The sequence below is a fragment of the Caproicibacterium lactatifermentans genome, from assembly GCF_013315815.1.
Taxonomy (GTDB): Bacteria; Bacillota; Clostridia; order Oscillospirales; family Acutalibacteraceae; genus Caproicibacterium; species Caproicibacterium lactatifermentans.
This window is the reverse complement of record NZ_CP046051.1, coordinates 735977-751457: the sequence shown is the minus strand read 5'-3', so window position 1 is coordinate 751457 and position 15481 is coordinate 735977. Positions and strand designations below refer to the sequence as shown.

The window sequence follows — 15481 nt, the reverse complement described above, 5'->3', positions numbered from 1 at the left end:
CTTTTTTGTTTCAGCGCTTCCGGTCCGAAAGCACCGCCAGCAGGATTACAATGCCTTTAACAACATCCTGATAATAAGAGGAAACATTCATGATATTCAGGCCGTTGTTCAGAACTGCGATAATCAAAACACCAATAAGGGTACCGTAAATCTTGCCGCGGCCGCCCATCATGCTGGTGCCGCCCAGTGCAACTGCCGCGATGGCGTCAGTTTCATATCCCACGCCAATGGTCGGCTGTGCGGAACCCAGCCGGGAGAGGAGAATCAGTCCGGCGGCAGATGCCAGAAAACCGGAAATGGTGTACAGAATGACTTTGGTCTTGTGTGTGTTCACACCGGCCAGCTGGGCCGCTTTTTCATTGCTGCCGGTCGCGTAAACCTTGCGGCCGAAGGTTGTCTTGTTCAGTATGAAGAAGTACAGCGCAAACAGGACCACCATAATCCACACTGGCACTGGAATGGACATCATAGTGCCGCGGCCTACACCGGAAAGCAGCGGGTCGGAGCCGAGGCCGGAAATCGGCATGCCGTTTGAAAAGATGTATGTAAGGCCGCGGTAAACAGTCATGGTAATCAAAGTAGCGATGAACGGCTGCAAACGACCCTTTGTAATCAGAATACCATTGAGCGCACCAAGGACAACACCCAGCAGCAGCACGCACAGCATGGCAATTACCGGTGCCGTGCCCGCGTGGATCATCAGAGCACCGACAACCGTGGTCAATGCCAGAAGTGAACCAACGGAAAGGTCAATGCCGCCCGTCAGAATAACGCCTGTCATACCGAAAGCAATCAGGCCGTTGGTAGATGCCTGTTTGAGCAGTGAAAGGATGTTGTTCATACTGCGGAAATCAGCGCTGATGATACTGAACGCGACGAACAGAACGATGAGAGCAATCATTGCGCCGAGGTTTTGAAGAATGTCGCCGATACGCGGCCGACTGAGCGTTTTTGTATTCATTTTAACTTTCCTCCCGTCGCCAGTGTCATGATATTTTCCTGCGATGCCATTTTTTCGCCGGCAGCAGCTGTTTCCGGTCTGTTGTTCAAGATTCCAGCCATATGTCCCTCATGAATGACCATAACACGGTCGCTCATGCCGAGAATCTCCGAAAGCTCCGAGGAAACCATAATGACAGCGACTCCCTTTTCAGCAAGGGTATTAATGATATTGTAAATTTCCTTTTTGGCACCCACATCTACGCCGCGGGTGGGTTCATCCAAAATAAGAATTTTGGGTTCTGTAAAAATCCATTTGGAAAAAATGACTTTCTGCTGATTGCCGCCGGAAAGGCTGTCACAGCTCTCCTCCGGACCGGAACAGCGAATGGTCAGTTCCTGCACAGCTTTGCGGGCAAGTTCCATATCCTTTTTCTTGTCAATCACGCTGTGGTCGGAAATACGCCCAAGGTTTGTAAGCGACACGTTTTCACGAATGCTTTTTTCCAGCATCAGTCCTTCGGTTTTACGGTCCTCTGTAATGAATCCGATTCCGTAAGAAATAGCCTGCTCCGGCGAATGTACGGAAACCTCTTTGCCTCTTATCAGCAAGGTACCGCCGTCCCGCGGCAGATAACCGAAAATGGACTGCATAATCTCCGTACGGCCCGCGCCAATCAAGCCGGAAACGCCCAGCACCTCTCCGGCTCGGACCGAGAAGGAAACGTTTTGGAACACGCCTTTTTTTGTGAAGTCCTTGACCTCCAGCATGGTGTCGCCAATTTTGCTGTGCCTTGCCGGATACCGCTCGCCGATTTCGCGGCCAATCATCATTTTAATCAAGCTGTCCATATCGGTTTCGCTGACTTTTTTGGTGCCGATGAACTGTCCGTCCCGCAGGACTGTGACGCGGTCACAAATTTCAAAGATTTCTTCCATTCGGTGGGAAATATAAATGGTAGACACGCCTTTTTCTTTTAGTTCACGCAGGACACGGAACAAAACGCGTGTTTCTTCCAGCGTCATAGCTGCAGTCGGTTCGTCCATAATGATGACTTTCGCGTCCACCAGCAGTGCCTTTGCTATTTCAATCATTTGCTGCTGTCCAACGGAGAGTTCGGACATAGTCCGGTCCACCGGTATGCTGACACCCAAGCGGTCCAGCACCTGACGTGCCTTCTTGTCCATCGCCGCCTTATCCAAAATACCGAATTTGCCGTGTATTTCTTTGCCGAGGAACAAATTTTCACGCACAGTCAAGTCCGGTACGGAGTTCAGTTCCTGATAAATAAAAACAATACCGGCTTCCTCTGCCTGTTTTGGGTGCGTGTAATTCACTGGTGTGCCATTCACCAGCACTTCACCGCTGTCCCGCGTATAAACACCGGTCAGGATTTTCATCAGCGTGGACTTGCCGGCGCCGTTTTCGCCCATCAGGGCGTGAATCTCGCCTTCTGCAATATCAATCTCTGCATTTTTCAGGACCTGATTGCCGGAAAAACTTTTGTTGATGCCTGTCATTGTAATATGCACAATATCACCTCAAATCCTTACCGCTGCAGCGCAAGACGGGTATGCTGGACTTCTTCGATGGTTGGTATGGCAACCGCCGCACCCTTACGGGAAACCGCTATGGAGGAAGCCACGGAAGCCAGCCGCAGCGATTCTTCCACTGGACAGCCGCCGGTCACGCACGCCAGGAAAAAGCCCGTGAAGGTGTCCCCCGCTCCTGTGGTATCCACAACAGGGACCTTATAAACACCGTGTTTGACCGCTTTCTGGTGGTTCTGATACAGGGCACCGCCTTTGCCCAATGTCAGAACGATTTTTGCCCGCGGATACTTTTTCAGCAGCGCACCGGTTATCTTTTCCGGTTCCTTTTCGCCGGTAAGACATCCGCCTTCAATTTCATTCAAAATAAAGTAATCGACTTTGTTCAGTGGTGCCTGCAAAACAGCGTTATCAATCGGAGAAGGATTCAACGCAATTTTCATTTTTTGTTCAAACGCTTTATCAATGATGTGTGAAACAGCATTGGTTTCGTTCTGCAGCAAAAGGATGTCATCTTGACCAAAATGACTGAAAACAGAGTCAATAAATGCATCCGTCAGTTCCCCGTTCGCGCCATGACTGATAAGGATGCAGTTCTGTCCGGAGGGGTTCACCTGAATCATGGCCATGCCGGTTGCTGTACCGGTGCGGTCAATATAGTCCGTATGTATGCTGTCCTTTTCCAGCAGTTCCACAAGCCGCCCACCGTCCGGACCAATTTTGCCGGCCTGATAGACCTGTGCACCGGCCCTTGCAAGTGCCACGGACTGATTCAGTCCCTTGCCGCCCGGCAGCAGGTCCAAGTGTTTGGCCGCCAGTGTTTCGCCCGGCTGAACGAAATGGTCTACTTGGTAAACATGGTCGATATTCAGGGAACCAAAATTCAGTATTTTTCGCATATTCGACTCATTTCCTCCCTTATGTGCTTTCTTTCGGTGCCGGACCCGTACTGCTGCGGACAACCAGTTCTGGTTTAAAAATCAGGTTGTCTTGTGGCTGGTCCGGATGATCAAGCATCTGAATGAGTTTTTGTACAGCACCCGCGCCAATATCATAGGCCGGCTGTTTCATGGTGGTCAGCGGCACCCGCATAAGCTGTGAAAACTGCAGGTCATCAAAGCCAACAACTGAAAGCTGCCGCGGAATTTGAATGCCCTGTTGGTCTGCCTGCTGAAAGACACCGTACGCCATCATATCGTTGCAGGCAAAAATACCGGTTACATGCTGTTCCAACAGTGCCTTCGCAAGCTGATAGCCTGTAGAGGTATGGTAGTCGCCCACTTTCATCAGCATAGGGTCAAACGTTATACCATACTCCTGCAAAGCACGGATATAGCCAAACAGACGCTTTTGTGAGGAAAGTTCCCCCATTGGGCCGGAAATAAAGCCGATTCTCCGATGCCCAAGTTCCAGCAGGTGCCGAGTAGCCAAATAGCCGCCCAGTTCGTTGTCCACCAACACACTTGGAGCGGCAGAACCGCCCTCAGGTGCTTCCACCGTGCGGTCAACCAGCACAAACGGCTTTTCTACCTGCTGCAAAATCCGAAAGCACTGTGTGTCTTTGCTTACCTGTGAGCTGACCGACATGGTAAACAGAATGCCATCCACGCCGCGGCTGGCCAGCACATTGATGTAATCCGCATCTTTCTGTGGGTTATCGTTAGTGTTGCACAGCATCAGACTGTATCCGCTTTTTTGGCATGCCTCCTCGGCACCTTTGGCAATCTCAGCAAAAAACGTATTGGTAATGTCCGGTATAATCAGCCCCAGCGTCTTTGTTCGCCGAGTAATCAGCCCAACTGCCATTTGATTGGGGTGATAGTTCATCTCTGCCGCAACTTTCAAAACAAGGTCACGCGTTTTCTGTGAGATTCGCTCACACTTATTGTTTAGGACCAGTGAAACTGTAGAGGGCGACAGCCCCGTTTTTCGGGCAATATCCCGAATTGTAACACGCATACCCGTTGTTTCACCTCTGTTCAAAGCAGACAGCCATGCAGACATATCCGACTGTCCAACTTACACAATTTTAAAATACAGCGGAAAATATATTTGGTAATACGTTTGAATTAAGAATACAGCGTACAAGCTGTTTTGTCAACATCTTTTATAAATTTTTCTGTGGAAGTTTGTACTTTTATGCACTATGTAAAACATTGAAGTCGAAAATTTGTTATCTATGCCCTATATTCCTTTGGCTGAAAATGCTGTATAATGGTGTAAATTTATTATTAAAACGTTTTATCTTGTTTGTTGAAAGGAAAGTTTTCATTCTCATGACAAAAAACGGTATTTTAAACCCACAGCTTTGTTCGGCGATTGCTGGTGCCGGACATACTGACTATTTCGTGATTGCTGACCCTGGTCTGCCCATTCCGGAAGGCATAAATGTCATCGACCTGTCGCTGGTGCGCGGCGTTCCCTCTTTTCTGGACACTTTAAAAGCCGTTTCCGGAGAACTGGTTGTGGAATCCTACATACTGGCGGAAGAAATGAAAAATATCAGCCCTCGGCTGCACGACGAAACCTGCTCCGTTTTGCATGGGCTGCCGCACAAATACGTTCCGCATGAGGAGCTGAAACAGCTGCTGCGCCGCGCAAAAGCGGTTGTTCGCACGGGAGAAACTACTTCTTTTGCCAATGTCATTCTTGTCTGCGGCGTCAATTTCTAAAATACAACACAAAAAATCTCAGCGGATTTTACACAACTGCTGAGATTTTTTATTTCCGTATTTACTTTGAATAGGCATGTGAGGCGGCCATGGGAACCGTATCTATACGCAAATGCAGTGCCTGTTCCGGACAGTTTGTGATAACCGCATCGACCTGCTGCCGAAACAACTCCTCCATCACCGCCGGTTCATCCGCCGTCCATGGGCGCACCGCCAAACCGCGGGTATGGCACTGCGACACCAAAGCCGTATCCCGCAGCAAACTGTCTTTGGGGTGAATGGCATCTGCCACCAGCCGTGCGGCCAGCTTCCAGACGCGTGCAAGCGGCACTTTATAAAGCAACGCTGTTTTGCTCTGTGGGGAACGGCGCTTCAGCTCCCGCAGAAGAAACGGATTAAAAGAGGAATAGAAGACGCGTCCGCTCATACCGGCAGATTCCTCCAGTGCAAGCACTTTTGGGATAACCGCATAGCCGTCGCGGCTGCGTCGATTTTCTTTCAGCTCCACATTCACCAACAAATGGGTAGGCTCCAGCAGACGGTATACTTCCGCCAGTGTCGGAATGCGTACACCACCATATCCCTGCCGCCCCGCGGAAGCGTCCAGTGCGCGCAGCTGTTCCAGCGTCATTCGGTTCACCCTGCCTTGCCCGTTGGTTGTACGGTCCACAGTATCGTCGTGAATGACCACCAAGCGGCCATCGGTGGTCAAGTGTACATCCAGCTCCACGCCGTCCACGTGAAGAGCAGCGGCCTTTTCAAACGCTGGCAAAGTATTCTCCGGTGCCGCAAAGGAAGCACCTCGGTGTGCAAAAATCTGTACTGCCAAATTTGTCCCTCCTTATCCGTTTCATTTTATTATAACACGAATTGGTAAAAAAGACCGCCGCTAAGGGCTGTTGTTACCCTCGGCGGCGGAGTCTTTTATCTATCTGTCATGGCTGAAAAACAGGTTTATTCAATGGTGATTTCGGTCGGCAGCGGCTTTGCCGCTTCTTTCTTCGGCATGGTCAGTGTCAAGACGCCGTTCTCAAAGCGTGCGGAAATTTTATCTGCCTGTACGTCAGAAACATCGAACGAACGGCCCATACTGGTCACACGGCGCTCACGGCGCACATACTGGCCCTCGTTGTTTTTCTGTTCATTTTCTTCTTTGTGCTGTGCGGTCAGTGTCATGCAGTTATCCTTGACGTTGACCTTGATTTCGTCCTTGCGGAAACCAGGCAGTTCCGCTTCCAGAACATACTGGCTACCCTCGTCACGGATATCCGTGCGGCACGGCAGGACGCTGTTTGCGTGGGCGCCAAAGAAGTCGTCATCGAAAGGACGGAAGAACTGCTGCTCGAAAGGAATTAAGTCAAACATGATGAAAACCTCCAGTTTTTGCTCTGTCTGCCCGGTCTGGCGGGCGACACAAGTGATTTTGTTTTGTCTTTTGGGTCTTTCCCTTTGACAACTTCTATAATACGCAGAAACTGTGAAGTTTTTTTCTCTATTTTATGAACCGATTGTAAATATTAGCAGTCATCATTTACGAGTGCTAATATTTTGCGACTTTTCTGCGGGTCTGCCGGACCGAATTGAAAAAGGCATAAAACAAGCCGGACATACATTCTGCGGTATGTCCGGTTTGTTTTTAAGTCTTCTTTGTAAAGTCAGTTGATAATGAGGTCCTCTAAGCGGCGCTTCGGGACGTAATGCACGTCGTTTTCATCCCGATAATAATTGGTGTCATCGTTCTTGACTTCGGTAAGAATAATCGTTTCGTCCGGCTTGCCAATGGCAACAACCAGCATAGGAACCAAATTGGGTTTGAGGTCCAGTGCTTTGGCAACTTCTGCGGGGCTGAAGTTGCCAATCATACAGCCGCCCAGTCCCTTTTCCACAGCCACCAGCAGCATAGTCTGCGCAACGATTCCGACATCCCGCTGATACCGCTGCAGAGAACTGTCAACATTTGTATCCTGACAAATGATAATAAATGCCGGCGGGCAGTGACCGGGATGTGGCAGCTGTATGGGCTGCAGTGCGCGTGCCCAGTGCGTCAGCGGCTGAATCTTTGCCGTCTGCTCTGGTGTACAGGCAAGATAATAGCGCAGCGGCTGACGGTTGACACTGGAAGGAGTCAGCCGGGCGCAGTCTACCAGCTGCAGCAGCTCGTCCCGAGAAACACGGCGGCTCTGGTCATAGCCGCGGTAGCTTCTGCTTTTTTCAACCAAATCTCGAATCATGGTGCTTCCTCCTGTCTATTTGGATAGATTATCTTAAATGGATTCTCATGGTATATGTTCGTCCCGACAAATGCGCTGTACGGTAAATTTGCCCTGCAGCAGCGCTGTATGCATACCGGCTGTTGGTCCAAGCCACTGGCCCGTCAGCAGCAGGTGAGAAAGTCCCGGCAGGCGGCCGGTCAGCGGTGCTGGACGTGCCTGTGCAGTTGGAATAAATGCCGTACAGGAGCCGTGAAAATTGTGGAACCGCCGGGCATAGTCTGCCGGTGTATGGCAGCCGAGGAACTGTACCAGCCCCTGCATTTGCGGAAAATGTTTTTCCAGCGCCTGCCGTGTACTGTCTGCCAGCAGGCGGATTTCTTCCCGATAAGCCGCCTGCTGGCCAGCCAGTGCCTCCCAACGGCGGAATGCCTGCCGTCCCGCAATGGGGAAATCAACCGCCAGTTCTGCCCGGCCGTTGAATACAAAAGTCGGGTCATTGCTGAACTGTGTCACCCTCAGGCGGCTGATGCCGTCCCCCTCCGCCGGAATGACATCGGTTGGAAACGACAGCGTCCGTTCTATCGGCAGGGACTCCTCCGGCGCGGAAAAGAATAGGCGCACCAGGGAGCAGGTTGTATATTTTTCCGGCATGCAGTATCGGTCCTGCAGCTTTTTCTCCATACCGTACCGGTCCTGCAGCAGGACACGGCAGGCATAGGCCGGGTCACACGCCGCAATCACCCAATGCGTCAGCATATGTTCTCCGCCTGCCAGCACAATGCCGCGTGCCGCGCCGTTGGCCGCAATGATTTTTTTCACGGGGTCTTTACAGCGCAGCTGTCCGCCCTCTGCCAAATAGCGTTTCGCCATACGGTGTACAATACCCGCGGAGCCTCCCACCGGCACGGCCAAATCGCCGCTGAGAAAACGAGAATAGGAAAAGACCAGCTGTGCCAATGTACTGCCCGGCGGCAGCACTTCCCGAAAAGCACAGCGCAGTGCCGGATGATGAAACTGCTGCGCGTAGTCCTGCAGAGAAACTGTCCGCAGCCGCAGCAGCAGACGGCCGCTTTCAGTGCCGGCCGCACCAGCCAATGCTTTCAAAGGTGAAAGCAGATCCGGCGGGCACTCCGTTGCCGGGCGGAATGCCCCTGCCTTTTCGACCGCCGTACAAAACCGCTTCAGCTGTTCCCTGTCCTCCGGACTGCATGCCGCTGTGCTTTCCAGAAATTCATTGATGTCCCCGCAAAAGTTCACGGTGGCACCGGCCTCTTCCGCCGTGAAAAAGCTGTCCGGTGTAACAGGCAAAGTATCCTGCAAACCGCCGGTTTCCTGCCAGCAGCGGTACAGCGGCGTATCTTCCCGCACACCGTTCAAAAAACGCAGTGTCGGTTCCAGCGATACACCGGCGGTACGCAGCGGTGCACACACGCCGCCAATCTGTGGTAGCGCCTCATAAATCGTTGTACGAAATCCGTGCTTCTGGGCATAAATGCCCGTGGAAAGGCCCGCGATTCCGCCACCGATAATTGCGATTCGCTTTTGTCCCTGCAAGAGAGCTTCTCCCCTCTCTCCATATACGGTCAGTCGTTCAGAATTTTTTCAATGGTGGCACAGATTTCCTTCATCTTTGCCGGAATATCAATATGCTGCGGGCAATGCTGCGCACAGTTCCCACAGCCGATGCAGGCGGAAGCACGCTGTTTTTCTGTCAGCGCTTTGTAAGCGGTCAGAAAATCAGTTTCCCGATGAGAAACTTTATATTCGTTGTACAGTCGGAACAGTGTCGGAATTTCCACACCAGAGGGACATTCCATGCAGTATCGGCAGCCCGTACAGGGAATGGTCAAATACGCCCGATACAAATCCACCGCCTGTCCCAATGTGCGGCGCTCGTCCGCGGTCAGCGGGTGAAAATCGGACAAAAGCTGCACATTATCCCGAACCTGTTCCGCACTGTTCATGCCGCTCAGCATGGTCATCACGCCCGGCAGAGAAGCCACAAAGCGAATTGCCCAGGAAGCCAGGCTCGCCTGCGGTTCCGCCGCTTTCAGCAGTTTTTCCGCCGCCGGACACAGCGCAGCCAGCGCACCGCCGCGCACCGGCTCCATAACGACCACAGGAATGCCGCGCTCGGCCAACAGACGATACTGCTTTTCCGCGTTCTGTGCTATCCAGTCAAAATAGTTGAGCTGTATCTGGGCAAAATCCCAGTCGTAGGCCTCCAGAATCTGCTCCAATACCTCCGGCGTATCGTGAAAAGAAAATCCCAGCTGCCGGATAGTACCCTCCGCCTTTTTCTGCTTCAAATAGTCCAGAATATGAAATTTACGAAACTTTTCCAGCATATGCCGGTCCAACCCATGACAAAGGTAAAAATCAAAGTAGCTGACGCCGCAGCGCACAAGCTGTGTCTGAAAAATTTTGTCTACCTGTGACTGGTCCGTCATACTCCATGCGGGCATTTTGTCCGCCAGAAAGTAGCTTTCCCGCGGGTATTTGCGCAGGGCCTGCCCGATAAATTCCTCCGACAAGCCGTCGTGGTACATATAAGCCGTATCATAATAATTGACACCGTGGGCATAGGCGTAGTCAATCAATTCCTGTGCACGCGGCACGTCAATCTCCGGTTTGTCGGACTGCAAACGGGGTAGGCGCATAGTGCCAAAACCCAGCAGTGACGGGTGTGCGTCCGTATTTCGGTATCCTCTGGAAATCATACAATTCCTCCGTTCTCTTCAAGAACAGACAGCGGCCGACTGATGTGCCTGCCACATTCTTTTGCTGCCATTTAACTGTATTGTATCGCTCACCCGCCCTGTTTGCAAGCGGAATCCTTTGCTTTTTTAAGCAGCCGCATTATAATAATGAGCAGGAATATTAGAGATACAGGAGTGAACGATTTTGTCAAAAAATATCTGCGGGCGTTTTGCCCCTACCCCCAGCGGACGAATGCACCTTGGCAATGTGCTGTGTGCCCTGCTGGCATGGCTTTCTGTTCGGCAGCAGGGCGGGCGCATGGTGCTGCGCATAGAAGACTTAGACGCCATGCGCTGTCCCAGGCAGTACGCCGACTTGCTGGAAGAAGACATCCTCTGGCTGGGGATTGACTGGGACGAGGGTGGGAGCAAAGGCGGACCGCGTGGCCCCTATTATCAGAGTGAATGTGCACCGCTGTATGAAAAAGCGCTGCAAAAGCTGCGGGAAAAAGGGCTGCTGTACCCCTGCTTCTGTTCTCGTGCACAGTTGCACGCGGCCAGTGCTCCCCATCTTTCAGACGGACAGGTTCTTTATAACGGACACTGCCGTTCCCTTTCCGCCGAAGAAGCCGCGCAACTGTCCAAAATCCGCCGGCCGGCCGACCGTCTGCGGGTACCGGACCGAACCATTACCTTTGTGGACGGCTGTCAGGGGCCTTACACCGAAAGCCTGCCGCTGGAATGCGGCGATTTTCTGGTGCGGCGTTCAGACGGTGTATTCGCCTATCAGCTGGCAGTGGTGGCGGACGATGCACGAATGGGTGTTACGGAAGTCGTGCGTGGAAAAGATCTGCTCTCTTCCACAGCACGGCAGATATACCTGTTTGAACTGCTGGGATACCCGCCGCCGCACTACCGCCATATTCCACTGCTGCTTGCGCCGGACGGACGGCGGCTTTCCAAACGTGACCACGATTTGAGTTTGGAAGTACTGCGCCAAAGTCTGCCGGACGCTCGCCCGCTCATCGGACTGCTGGCTTTTTTGTGCGGTCAGCTGCCCCGGCCGGAGCCAATTTCTCCGCGGGAACTGCTACCGCTGTTTTGCTGGGACAACGTACCAAAGGAAAATATCCGTATTCCAGCGCAGTGGTACCAGACGCCGCCGCAAAACTGGAACATTTCTGCACTGCGAAATCGTTAGTACATCTTTATTCTTTATACACGAATTAGTTCATAGTCACTGCTGCCGAGCCCCATTTTTACGCCATGCTGAATCATCACTTTCCAGTTGGTTGTGGGGTGCAGCGCCGTAAAGTAATCGCCGCAGGAACGGTCACTCTGGTCCAGCAGGCTGCCGGGGATAACTGGCTGACTGTTGACCGCGCGGGCACAGGCGAGGTCCAGCGCCACCGGGTCGAATGATGCAAACATACCCACATTTGGCACGATAGGCAGGTCATTTTCCGCATGACAATCGCAGTTCGGCGAAACGTCCACAACCAGACTGATATGGAACTGCGGGCGGTTGTGCAGCACGGCCCATGAATATTCTACAATTTTCTTATTTAGAATATCATTGGATTCGTCTGAAGCCGGCAGAACCGCGTCCCGCGGGCAGGCACCAATGCATCGACCACAGCCAACACATTTGCTGTGGTCGATGGACGCCTTGCGGTCCGCAATGGTAATGGCACTGTGTGCGCAGTTCCGCTGGCAGGAACCGCAGCCGACACACAGGCTTTGGTCTACATGGGGCTTGCCGCTGCTGTGCATCTCCATTTTTCCCACGCGTGAACCGCAGCCCATGCCGATATTTTTCAGTGCGCCGCCAATGCCGGTAGCTTCATGTACCTTGAAGTGTGACAGTGAAATCACCACGTCTGCATCCATGACCGCGCGGCCGATTTTTGCCTCTTTGACATATTCGCCACCCTCTACCGGCACCAACTCTTCATCCGTTCCCTTCAGGCCATCCGCAATGATTAACTGGCAGCCAGTCGTCATTGGGGAAAATCCGTTTTCATTGGCCGAGTCCAAATGGTCCAGCGCATTTTTCCGGCCGCCAACATACAGGGTATTGCAGTCAGTTAAAAAAGGCTTGCCGCCCAGTTCCCGCACGGTGTCGGCCACCACTTTTGCATAGTTTGGCCGCAGGAAAGCCAAATTTCCGGGCTCGCCAAAGTGAATTTTAATCGCGGCAAACCGCTTTTCAAAGTCGATATTTCCAATGCCGGCCGTTTTCAGCAGCCGGTGCAGCTTCTGCGGCAGATTTTCCCTCAGTGTTACGCGCATATCCGTAAAATAGACTTTTGATTTTTCCATGGTGCAAAAGCTCCTTTCCTTTTCAAAGCATCTTTATATTATTTTTATGTACAAAAAGGCCCGCATAAAATCGGCAAATAGCCGGTCTTATGCGGGTTTTACTTTGGCGGAGAAAGAGGGATTTGAACCCTCGCGCCAGTTTCCCGACCTACTCCCTTAGCAGGGGAGCCCCTTCACCACTTGGGTATTTCTCCATGGGTGAAAACACTAAAAACTGTTCAATTTATAACAGAAGAATTCTATGGCGGAGAGGAAGAGATTCGAACTCTTGGTCCCTTGCGGGATCACTGGTTTTCAAGACCAGCTCCATAAACCACTCGGACACCTCTCCATAACATCACAAGTGCGTAATAAATAATACCATATCACATAGGTTTCTGTCAAGCCTTTTTTCGTTTTTTTCCGTAAAAGACTGAAAGAAGTACTTTGCCATTTCCTCCACAGAAAAACGGTGCCATCAAAAGGTCAATTCTTTGTACAGCTCAACAAAGTCACTGCAGACTCTCAATTGATATAAATGTCACATAGATAACTCATGAATTAGATGTTTTCAATATAATTGTTTTGTGTTATACTGTGAGTGAAGAAAACAACGGGAGGAATTGTTTTGAAAAGGGACTTTCATTTTTACAGGCAACTGTTTGCGGCCACTTTTTCCGTAAGCGCCTTTACATTTGGCGGCGGATATGTGATTGTGCCGCTGATGAAGCAAAAGTTCTGTGATACACTACACTGGATTGACGAAGATGAAATGCTGGACATCGTCGCTATTTCGCAGTCACTGCCCGGGCCAATGGCGGTAGATGCCTCCGCGCTGGTCGGTTATCGGCTGGCTGGAATTCCCGGCGCGCTGACCGCGCTGCTGGCAACTGCCCTGCCGCCGCTGGTGATTTTGTCAGTTGTTTCCCTGTTCTATCAGGCATTTAAGTCCAACCGAATTGTGAACGCGGTTTTGAAAGGAATGCAGGCAGGCATCGCCGCAGTCATTGCAGATGTTGTCATTTCCGGTGCAGTGAAAACGGCTCGGTCCAAAGAGACACTTTCCATTCTGATTATGGCGGCCTCTTTTATTGCCATCTATTTCTTAAACATAAATGTTATCTGGGTAATTCTCGCGTGCGGTGCTCTCGGCGGCATTTTGGCCATGGTACAGATGAAACGGAAGAAGGCGCCAAAGGCATGATTTATTGGAAACTCTTATGGAGTTTTTTGCAGGTGGGGTTGTTTAGCTTTGGCGGCGGCTATGGCATTTTGCCGGTCATTCAGCAGCAGGTGGTTACAGAGAACCACTGGCTTACGATGCAGGAATTTACGGACGTCATCACCATTTCGCAAATGACGCCGGGACCTATCGCGCTAAACGCCTCTACTTTCGTCGGTATGCGTATGGCCGGCGTTTTGGGGGCCATTCTTGCAACATTTGGGTGTATCTTCCCCACTGCCGTGCTCGCACTGATTGTCGGCCATTACTACTATAAATACCGCAGTCTAACGCTGGTGCAGGGAATATTCAGTGGGCTGCGGCCGGCCGTCGTGTCGCTCATCGCTTCCTCCGGGCTGGCCATTTTGTTCCTTGCACTGCTGGGAACCAGCACGCTGTCTCTCGGCGCTTTTTCGCATATTGACTGGCGGGCAGTCATCCTTTTTGCCGCCTCTCTGTTTGTTCTGCGCAAGTGGAAGCCGAACCCTGTGTACATCATGCTGGCTACCGGTGCAGCTGGTGTTCTGCTTTATCTGTGGAAATAAGCACACTTGACAGCACAAAGTGAAAAATTATATCAAAATTCCCTCGCAGTGGTTGATTTCATGCTGAATGATTTGCGCCGTCCATCCGGTAAAGGTCTTATAGCGCGTCTGGAACTCCGCAGTCTGATACTGTACCTTAATGGACTTCCAGCGCTTAGTTGTGCGTATGCCGGTAAGGGACAGACAGCCTTCCTCGGTTTTATATGGTTCGGATTTTTTGATAATCTTCGGATTGAACATCACCATATATGTACCGCCATTATCGAAGGCAATAATGCGCTTATTCACTCCAATCATGTTGGCCGCCATACCGACACAGATGTCCTTATGGGCTTCCAACGTTTCCAGTAAATCCGCTGCCACACCCAAATCATCTACCGCGGCCGGTTCTGCCCTTTGTGTCAAAAACGCTTCGTCTTTCATAATTTCCCGAATCATTTGTTTTCTCCTATCTGCTGTAGGGCTGCCAACAAAAAGGCAGCTTGTCGCTTTCACAATATTGCTAAGTCCGCACAGCGCAACTCCCCTGCCGGATAAATCTATTCTATCTCACACCGCCCCAAACGGCAAGAATCTTCTTGGAATCAGACAATAGGAAAGCCCCGGAATCGCATGATTCCGGGGCTTCTGTTGGTCGAGGTGACAGGACTCGAACCTGCGACATCATGGTCCCAAACCATGCGCGCTACCAACTGCGCTACACCTCGATATAACAACAACGATATCTATTATAGAAAAAAAACAGACAAATGTCAAGATATAAAATTCTTCACACACTTTTCATGCGAAAACTTATAAACTTCTTGAAAGGTGTTCACTGGAATGGTAAACTAATATTGTACGTCTGTATTCAACGTATTGGGGAAAGGAATGCTGTGCTTATGGCAACCAAAGAAAAAATCCGGGTTGTCTGGAAATATCTTACTTCCCGGGAAATGATTTTGTATATCGTTTTTGGGTTAATAACAACCGCACTGAACCTTGCCATTTACTTTGTGCTGACGGACATTGTCCTAATGGACAAGTCACTGGCCTACTTTTTCGCGTGGCTGATCGCCATGCTCTTTGCCTTTGTTACGAACAAAAAGTTTGTCTTTGAAAGCAAAGCAAGGAAGCTGAAGGCCGTTCTGTACGAATTGGGCACCTTTACCGGCGGGCGGCTCCTCACTTTCGCAATCGGCGAAATCCTCATCACCGTTTTCGTCAAACAAATGGGACAGTCCAATTTAATTTGGAAACTGATTACCAATGTTATTGAGATTGCCGGTAACTGGCTGATAAGCAAACTAATTACTTTTCGAAAAAAAACGGACTGAGGTCCGGTTTGGAGGATAAGAAC

16 protein-coding genes and 3 tRNA genes are annotated in these 15481 nt (G+C 51.0%); 5 read left to right on the top strand and 14 right to left on the bottom strand.

Annotated features, from left to right (window positions below):
• Positions 1-10: 10 nt before the first annotated feature.
• From GJQ69_RS03645 to GJQ69_RS03630, 4 genes are read right to left on the bottom strand one after another with little or no spacing between them, the layout of a single operon-like run.
• Positions 11-961 (bottom strand): ABC transporter permease, encoded by a 951-nt coding sequence (locus GJQ69_RS03645; protein ID WP_174192962.1) that lies wholly within the window; start codon positions 959-961, stop codon positions 11-13.
• Positions 958-2472 (bottom strand): sugar ABC transporter ATP-binding protein, encoded by a 1515-nt coding sequence (locus GJQ69_RS03640; RefSeq protein ID WP_086036012.1) that lies wholly within the window; start codon positions 2470-2472, stop codon positions 958-960. Before GJQ69_RS03640 ends, GJQ69_RS03645 begins: the two co-directional genes overlap by 4 nt.
• Positions 2473-2489: 17 nt before the next feature.
• A complete protein-coding gene (locus GJQ69_RS03635) occupies positions 2490-3389 on the bottom strand; it encodes a ribokinase (protein ID WP_086036013.1) in 900 nt (299 codons plus the stop codon).
• Between the two features lie 19 nt (positions 3390-3408).
• On the bottom strand, positions 3409-4449 hold the full coding sequence (locus tag GJQ69_RS03630) for a LacI family DNA-binding transcriptional regulator (protein ID WP_174192960.1): 1041 nt from the start codon (positions 4447-4449) through the stop codon (positions 3409-3411).
• 317 nt (positions 4450-4766) lie between these two features.
• On the opposite strand from GJQ69_RS03630, the gene rbsD reads away from it, so the two are divergent.
• Positions 4767-5162, top strand: a complete 396-nt coding sequence (rbsD, locus tag GJQ69_RS03625) for a D-ribose pyranase (protein ID WP_174192958.1) — start codon at positions 4767-4769, stop codon at positions 5160-5162.
• A 61-nt stretch (positions 5163-5223) separates the two neighbouring features.
• Here the strand turns inward: rbsD and GJQ69_RS03620 are convergent, their stop codons facing one another.
• The 5 genes from GJQ69_RS03620 to GJQ69_RS03600 all read right to left on the bottom strand — a co-directional run bounded on the left by GJQ69_RS03620 (position 5224) and on the right by GJQ69_RS03600 (position 10095).
• Positions 5224-5991 (bottom strand): glycerophosphodiester phosphodiesterase, encoded by a 768-nt coding sequence (locus GJQ69_RS03620; protein WP_086036016.1) that lies wholly within the window; start codon positions 5989-5991, stop codon positions 5224-5226.
• A 125-nt stretch (positions 5992-6116) separates the two neighbouring features.
• Positions 6117-6527 carry an Hsp20/alpha crystallin family protein gene (locus GJQ69_RS03615; protein ID WP_086036017.1) on the bottom strand — a complete coding sequence of 137 codons (411 nt, stop codon included), beginning with the start codon at positions 6525-6527 and terminating at the stop codon, positions 6117-6119.
• A gap of 290 nt (positions 6528-6817) precedes the next feature.
• A complete protein-coding gene (locus GJQ69_RS03610; RefSeq protein ID WP_086036018.1) occupies positions 6818-7393 on the bottom strand; it encodes a nitroreductase family protein in 576 nt (191 codons plus the stop codon).
• 45 nt (positions 7394-7438) lie between these two features.
• Positions 7439-8929, bottom strand: coding sequence for a phytoene desaturase family protein (locus GJQ69_RS03605; RefSeq protein WP_174192951.1), 1491 nt, complete (start codon positions 8927-8929; stop codon positions 7439-7441).
• 29 nt (positions 8930-8958) lie between these two features.
• Complete coding sequence (locus GJQ69_RS03600; RefSeq protein WP_086036020.1) at positions 8959-10095, bottom strand: aldo/keto reductase; 1137 nt, start codon at positions 10093-10095, stop codon at positions 8959-8961.
• Positions 10096-10279: 184 nt separating this feature from the next.
• Between GJQ69_RS03600 and gluQRS the strand changes: the two genes are divergently transcribed.
• Positions 10280-11275, top strand: a complete 996-nt coding sequence (gene gluQRS, locus GJQ69_RS03595) for a tRNA glutamyl-Q(34) synthetase GluQRS (protein ID WP_174192949.1) — start codon at positions 10280-10282, stop codon at positions 11273-11275.
• 14 nt (positions 11276-11289) lie between these two features.
• Here the strand turns inward: gluQRS and GJQ69_RS03590 are convergent, their stop codons facing one another.
• The 3 genes from GJQ69_RS03590 to GJQ69_RS03580 all read right to left on the bottom strand — a co-directional run bounded on the left by GJQ69_RS03590 (position 11290) and on the right by GJQ69_RS03580 (position 12727).
• Entirely contained in the window at positions 11290-12396 is a 1107-nt protein-coding gene (locus GJQ69_RS03590) for a DUF362 domain-containing protein (RefSeq protein WP_174192947.1), read from the bottom strand.
• 104 nt (positions 12397-12500) lie between these two features.
• Positions 12501-12590: transfer RNA gene (locus GJQ69_RS03585), tRNA-Ser, on the bottom strand.
• A gap of 48 nt (positions 12591-12638) precedes the next feature.
• Positions 12639-12727, bottom strand: a tRNA-Ser gene (locus GJQ69_RS03580).
• A 276-nt stretch (positions 12728-13003) separates the two neighbouring features.
• Between GJQ69_RS03580 and GJQ69_RS03575 the strand changes: the two genes are divergently transcribed.
• The gene (locus GJQ69_RS03575; protein WP_086036023.1) at positions 13004-13579 is read left to right on the top strand and encodes a chromate transporter; all 576 of its coding nucleotides are present in this window, start codon (positions 13004-13006) and stop codon (positions 13577-13579) included.
• A gap of 32 nt (positions 13580-13611) precedes the next feature.
• Entirely contained in the window at positions 13612-14142 is a 531-nt protein-coding gene (locus GJQ69_RS03570) for a chromate transporter (protein ID WP_420808735.1), read from the top strand.
• Positions 14143-14169: 27 nt separating this feature from the next.
• On the opposite strand, the gene GJQ69_RS03565 is transcribed toward GJQ69_RS03570, so the two are convergent.
• Positions 14170-14580, bottom strand: a complete 411-nt coding sequence (locus GJQ69_RS03565) for a peptide deformylase (protein WP_174192945.1) — start codon at positions 14578-14580, stop codon at positions 14170-14172.
• Between the two features lie 193 nt (positions 14581-14773).
• Positions 14774-14849: transfer RNA gene (locus tag GJQ69_RS03560), tRNA-Pro, on the bottom strand.
• Between the two features lie 174 nt (positions 14850-15023).
• On the opposite strand from GJQ69_RS03560, the gene GJQ69_RS03555 reads away from it, so the two are divergent.
• Positions 15024-15458 (top strand): GtrA family protein, encoded by a 435-nt coding sequence (locus tag GJQ69_RS03555; protein WP_157658954.1) that lies wholly within the window; start codon positions 15024-15026, stop codon positions 15456-15458.
• The last annotated feature ends 23 nt before the right edge of the window (positions 15459-15481 follow it).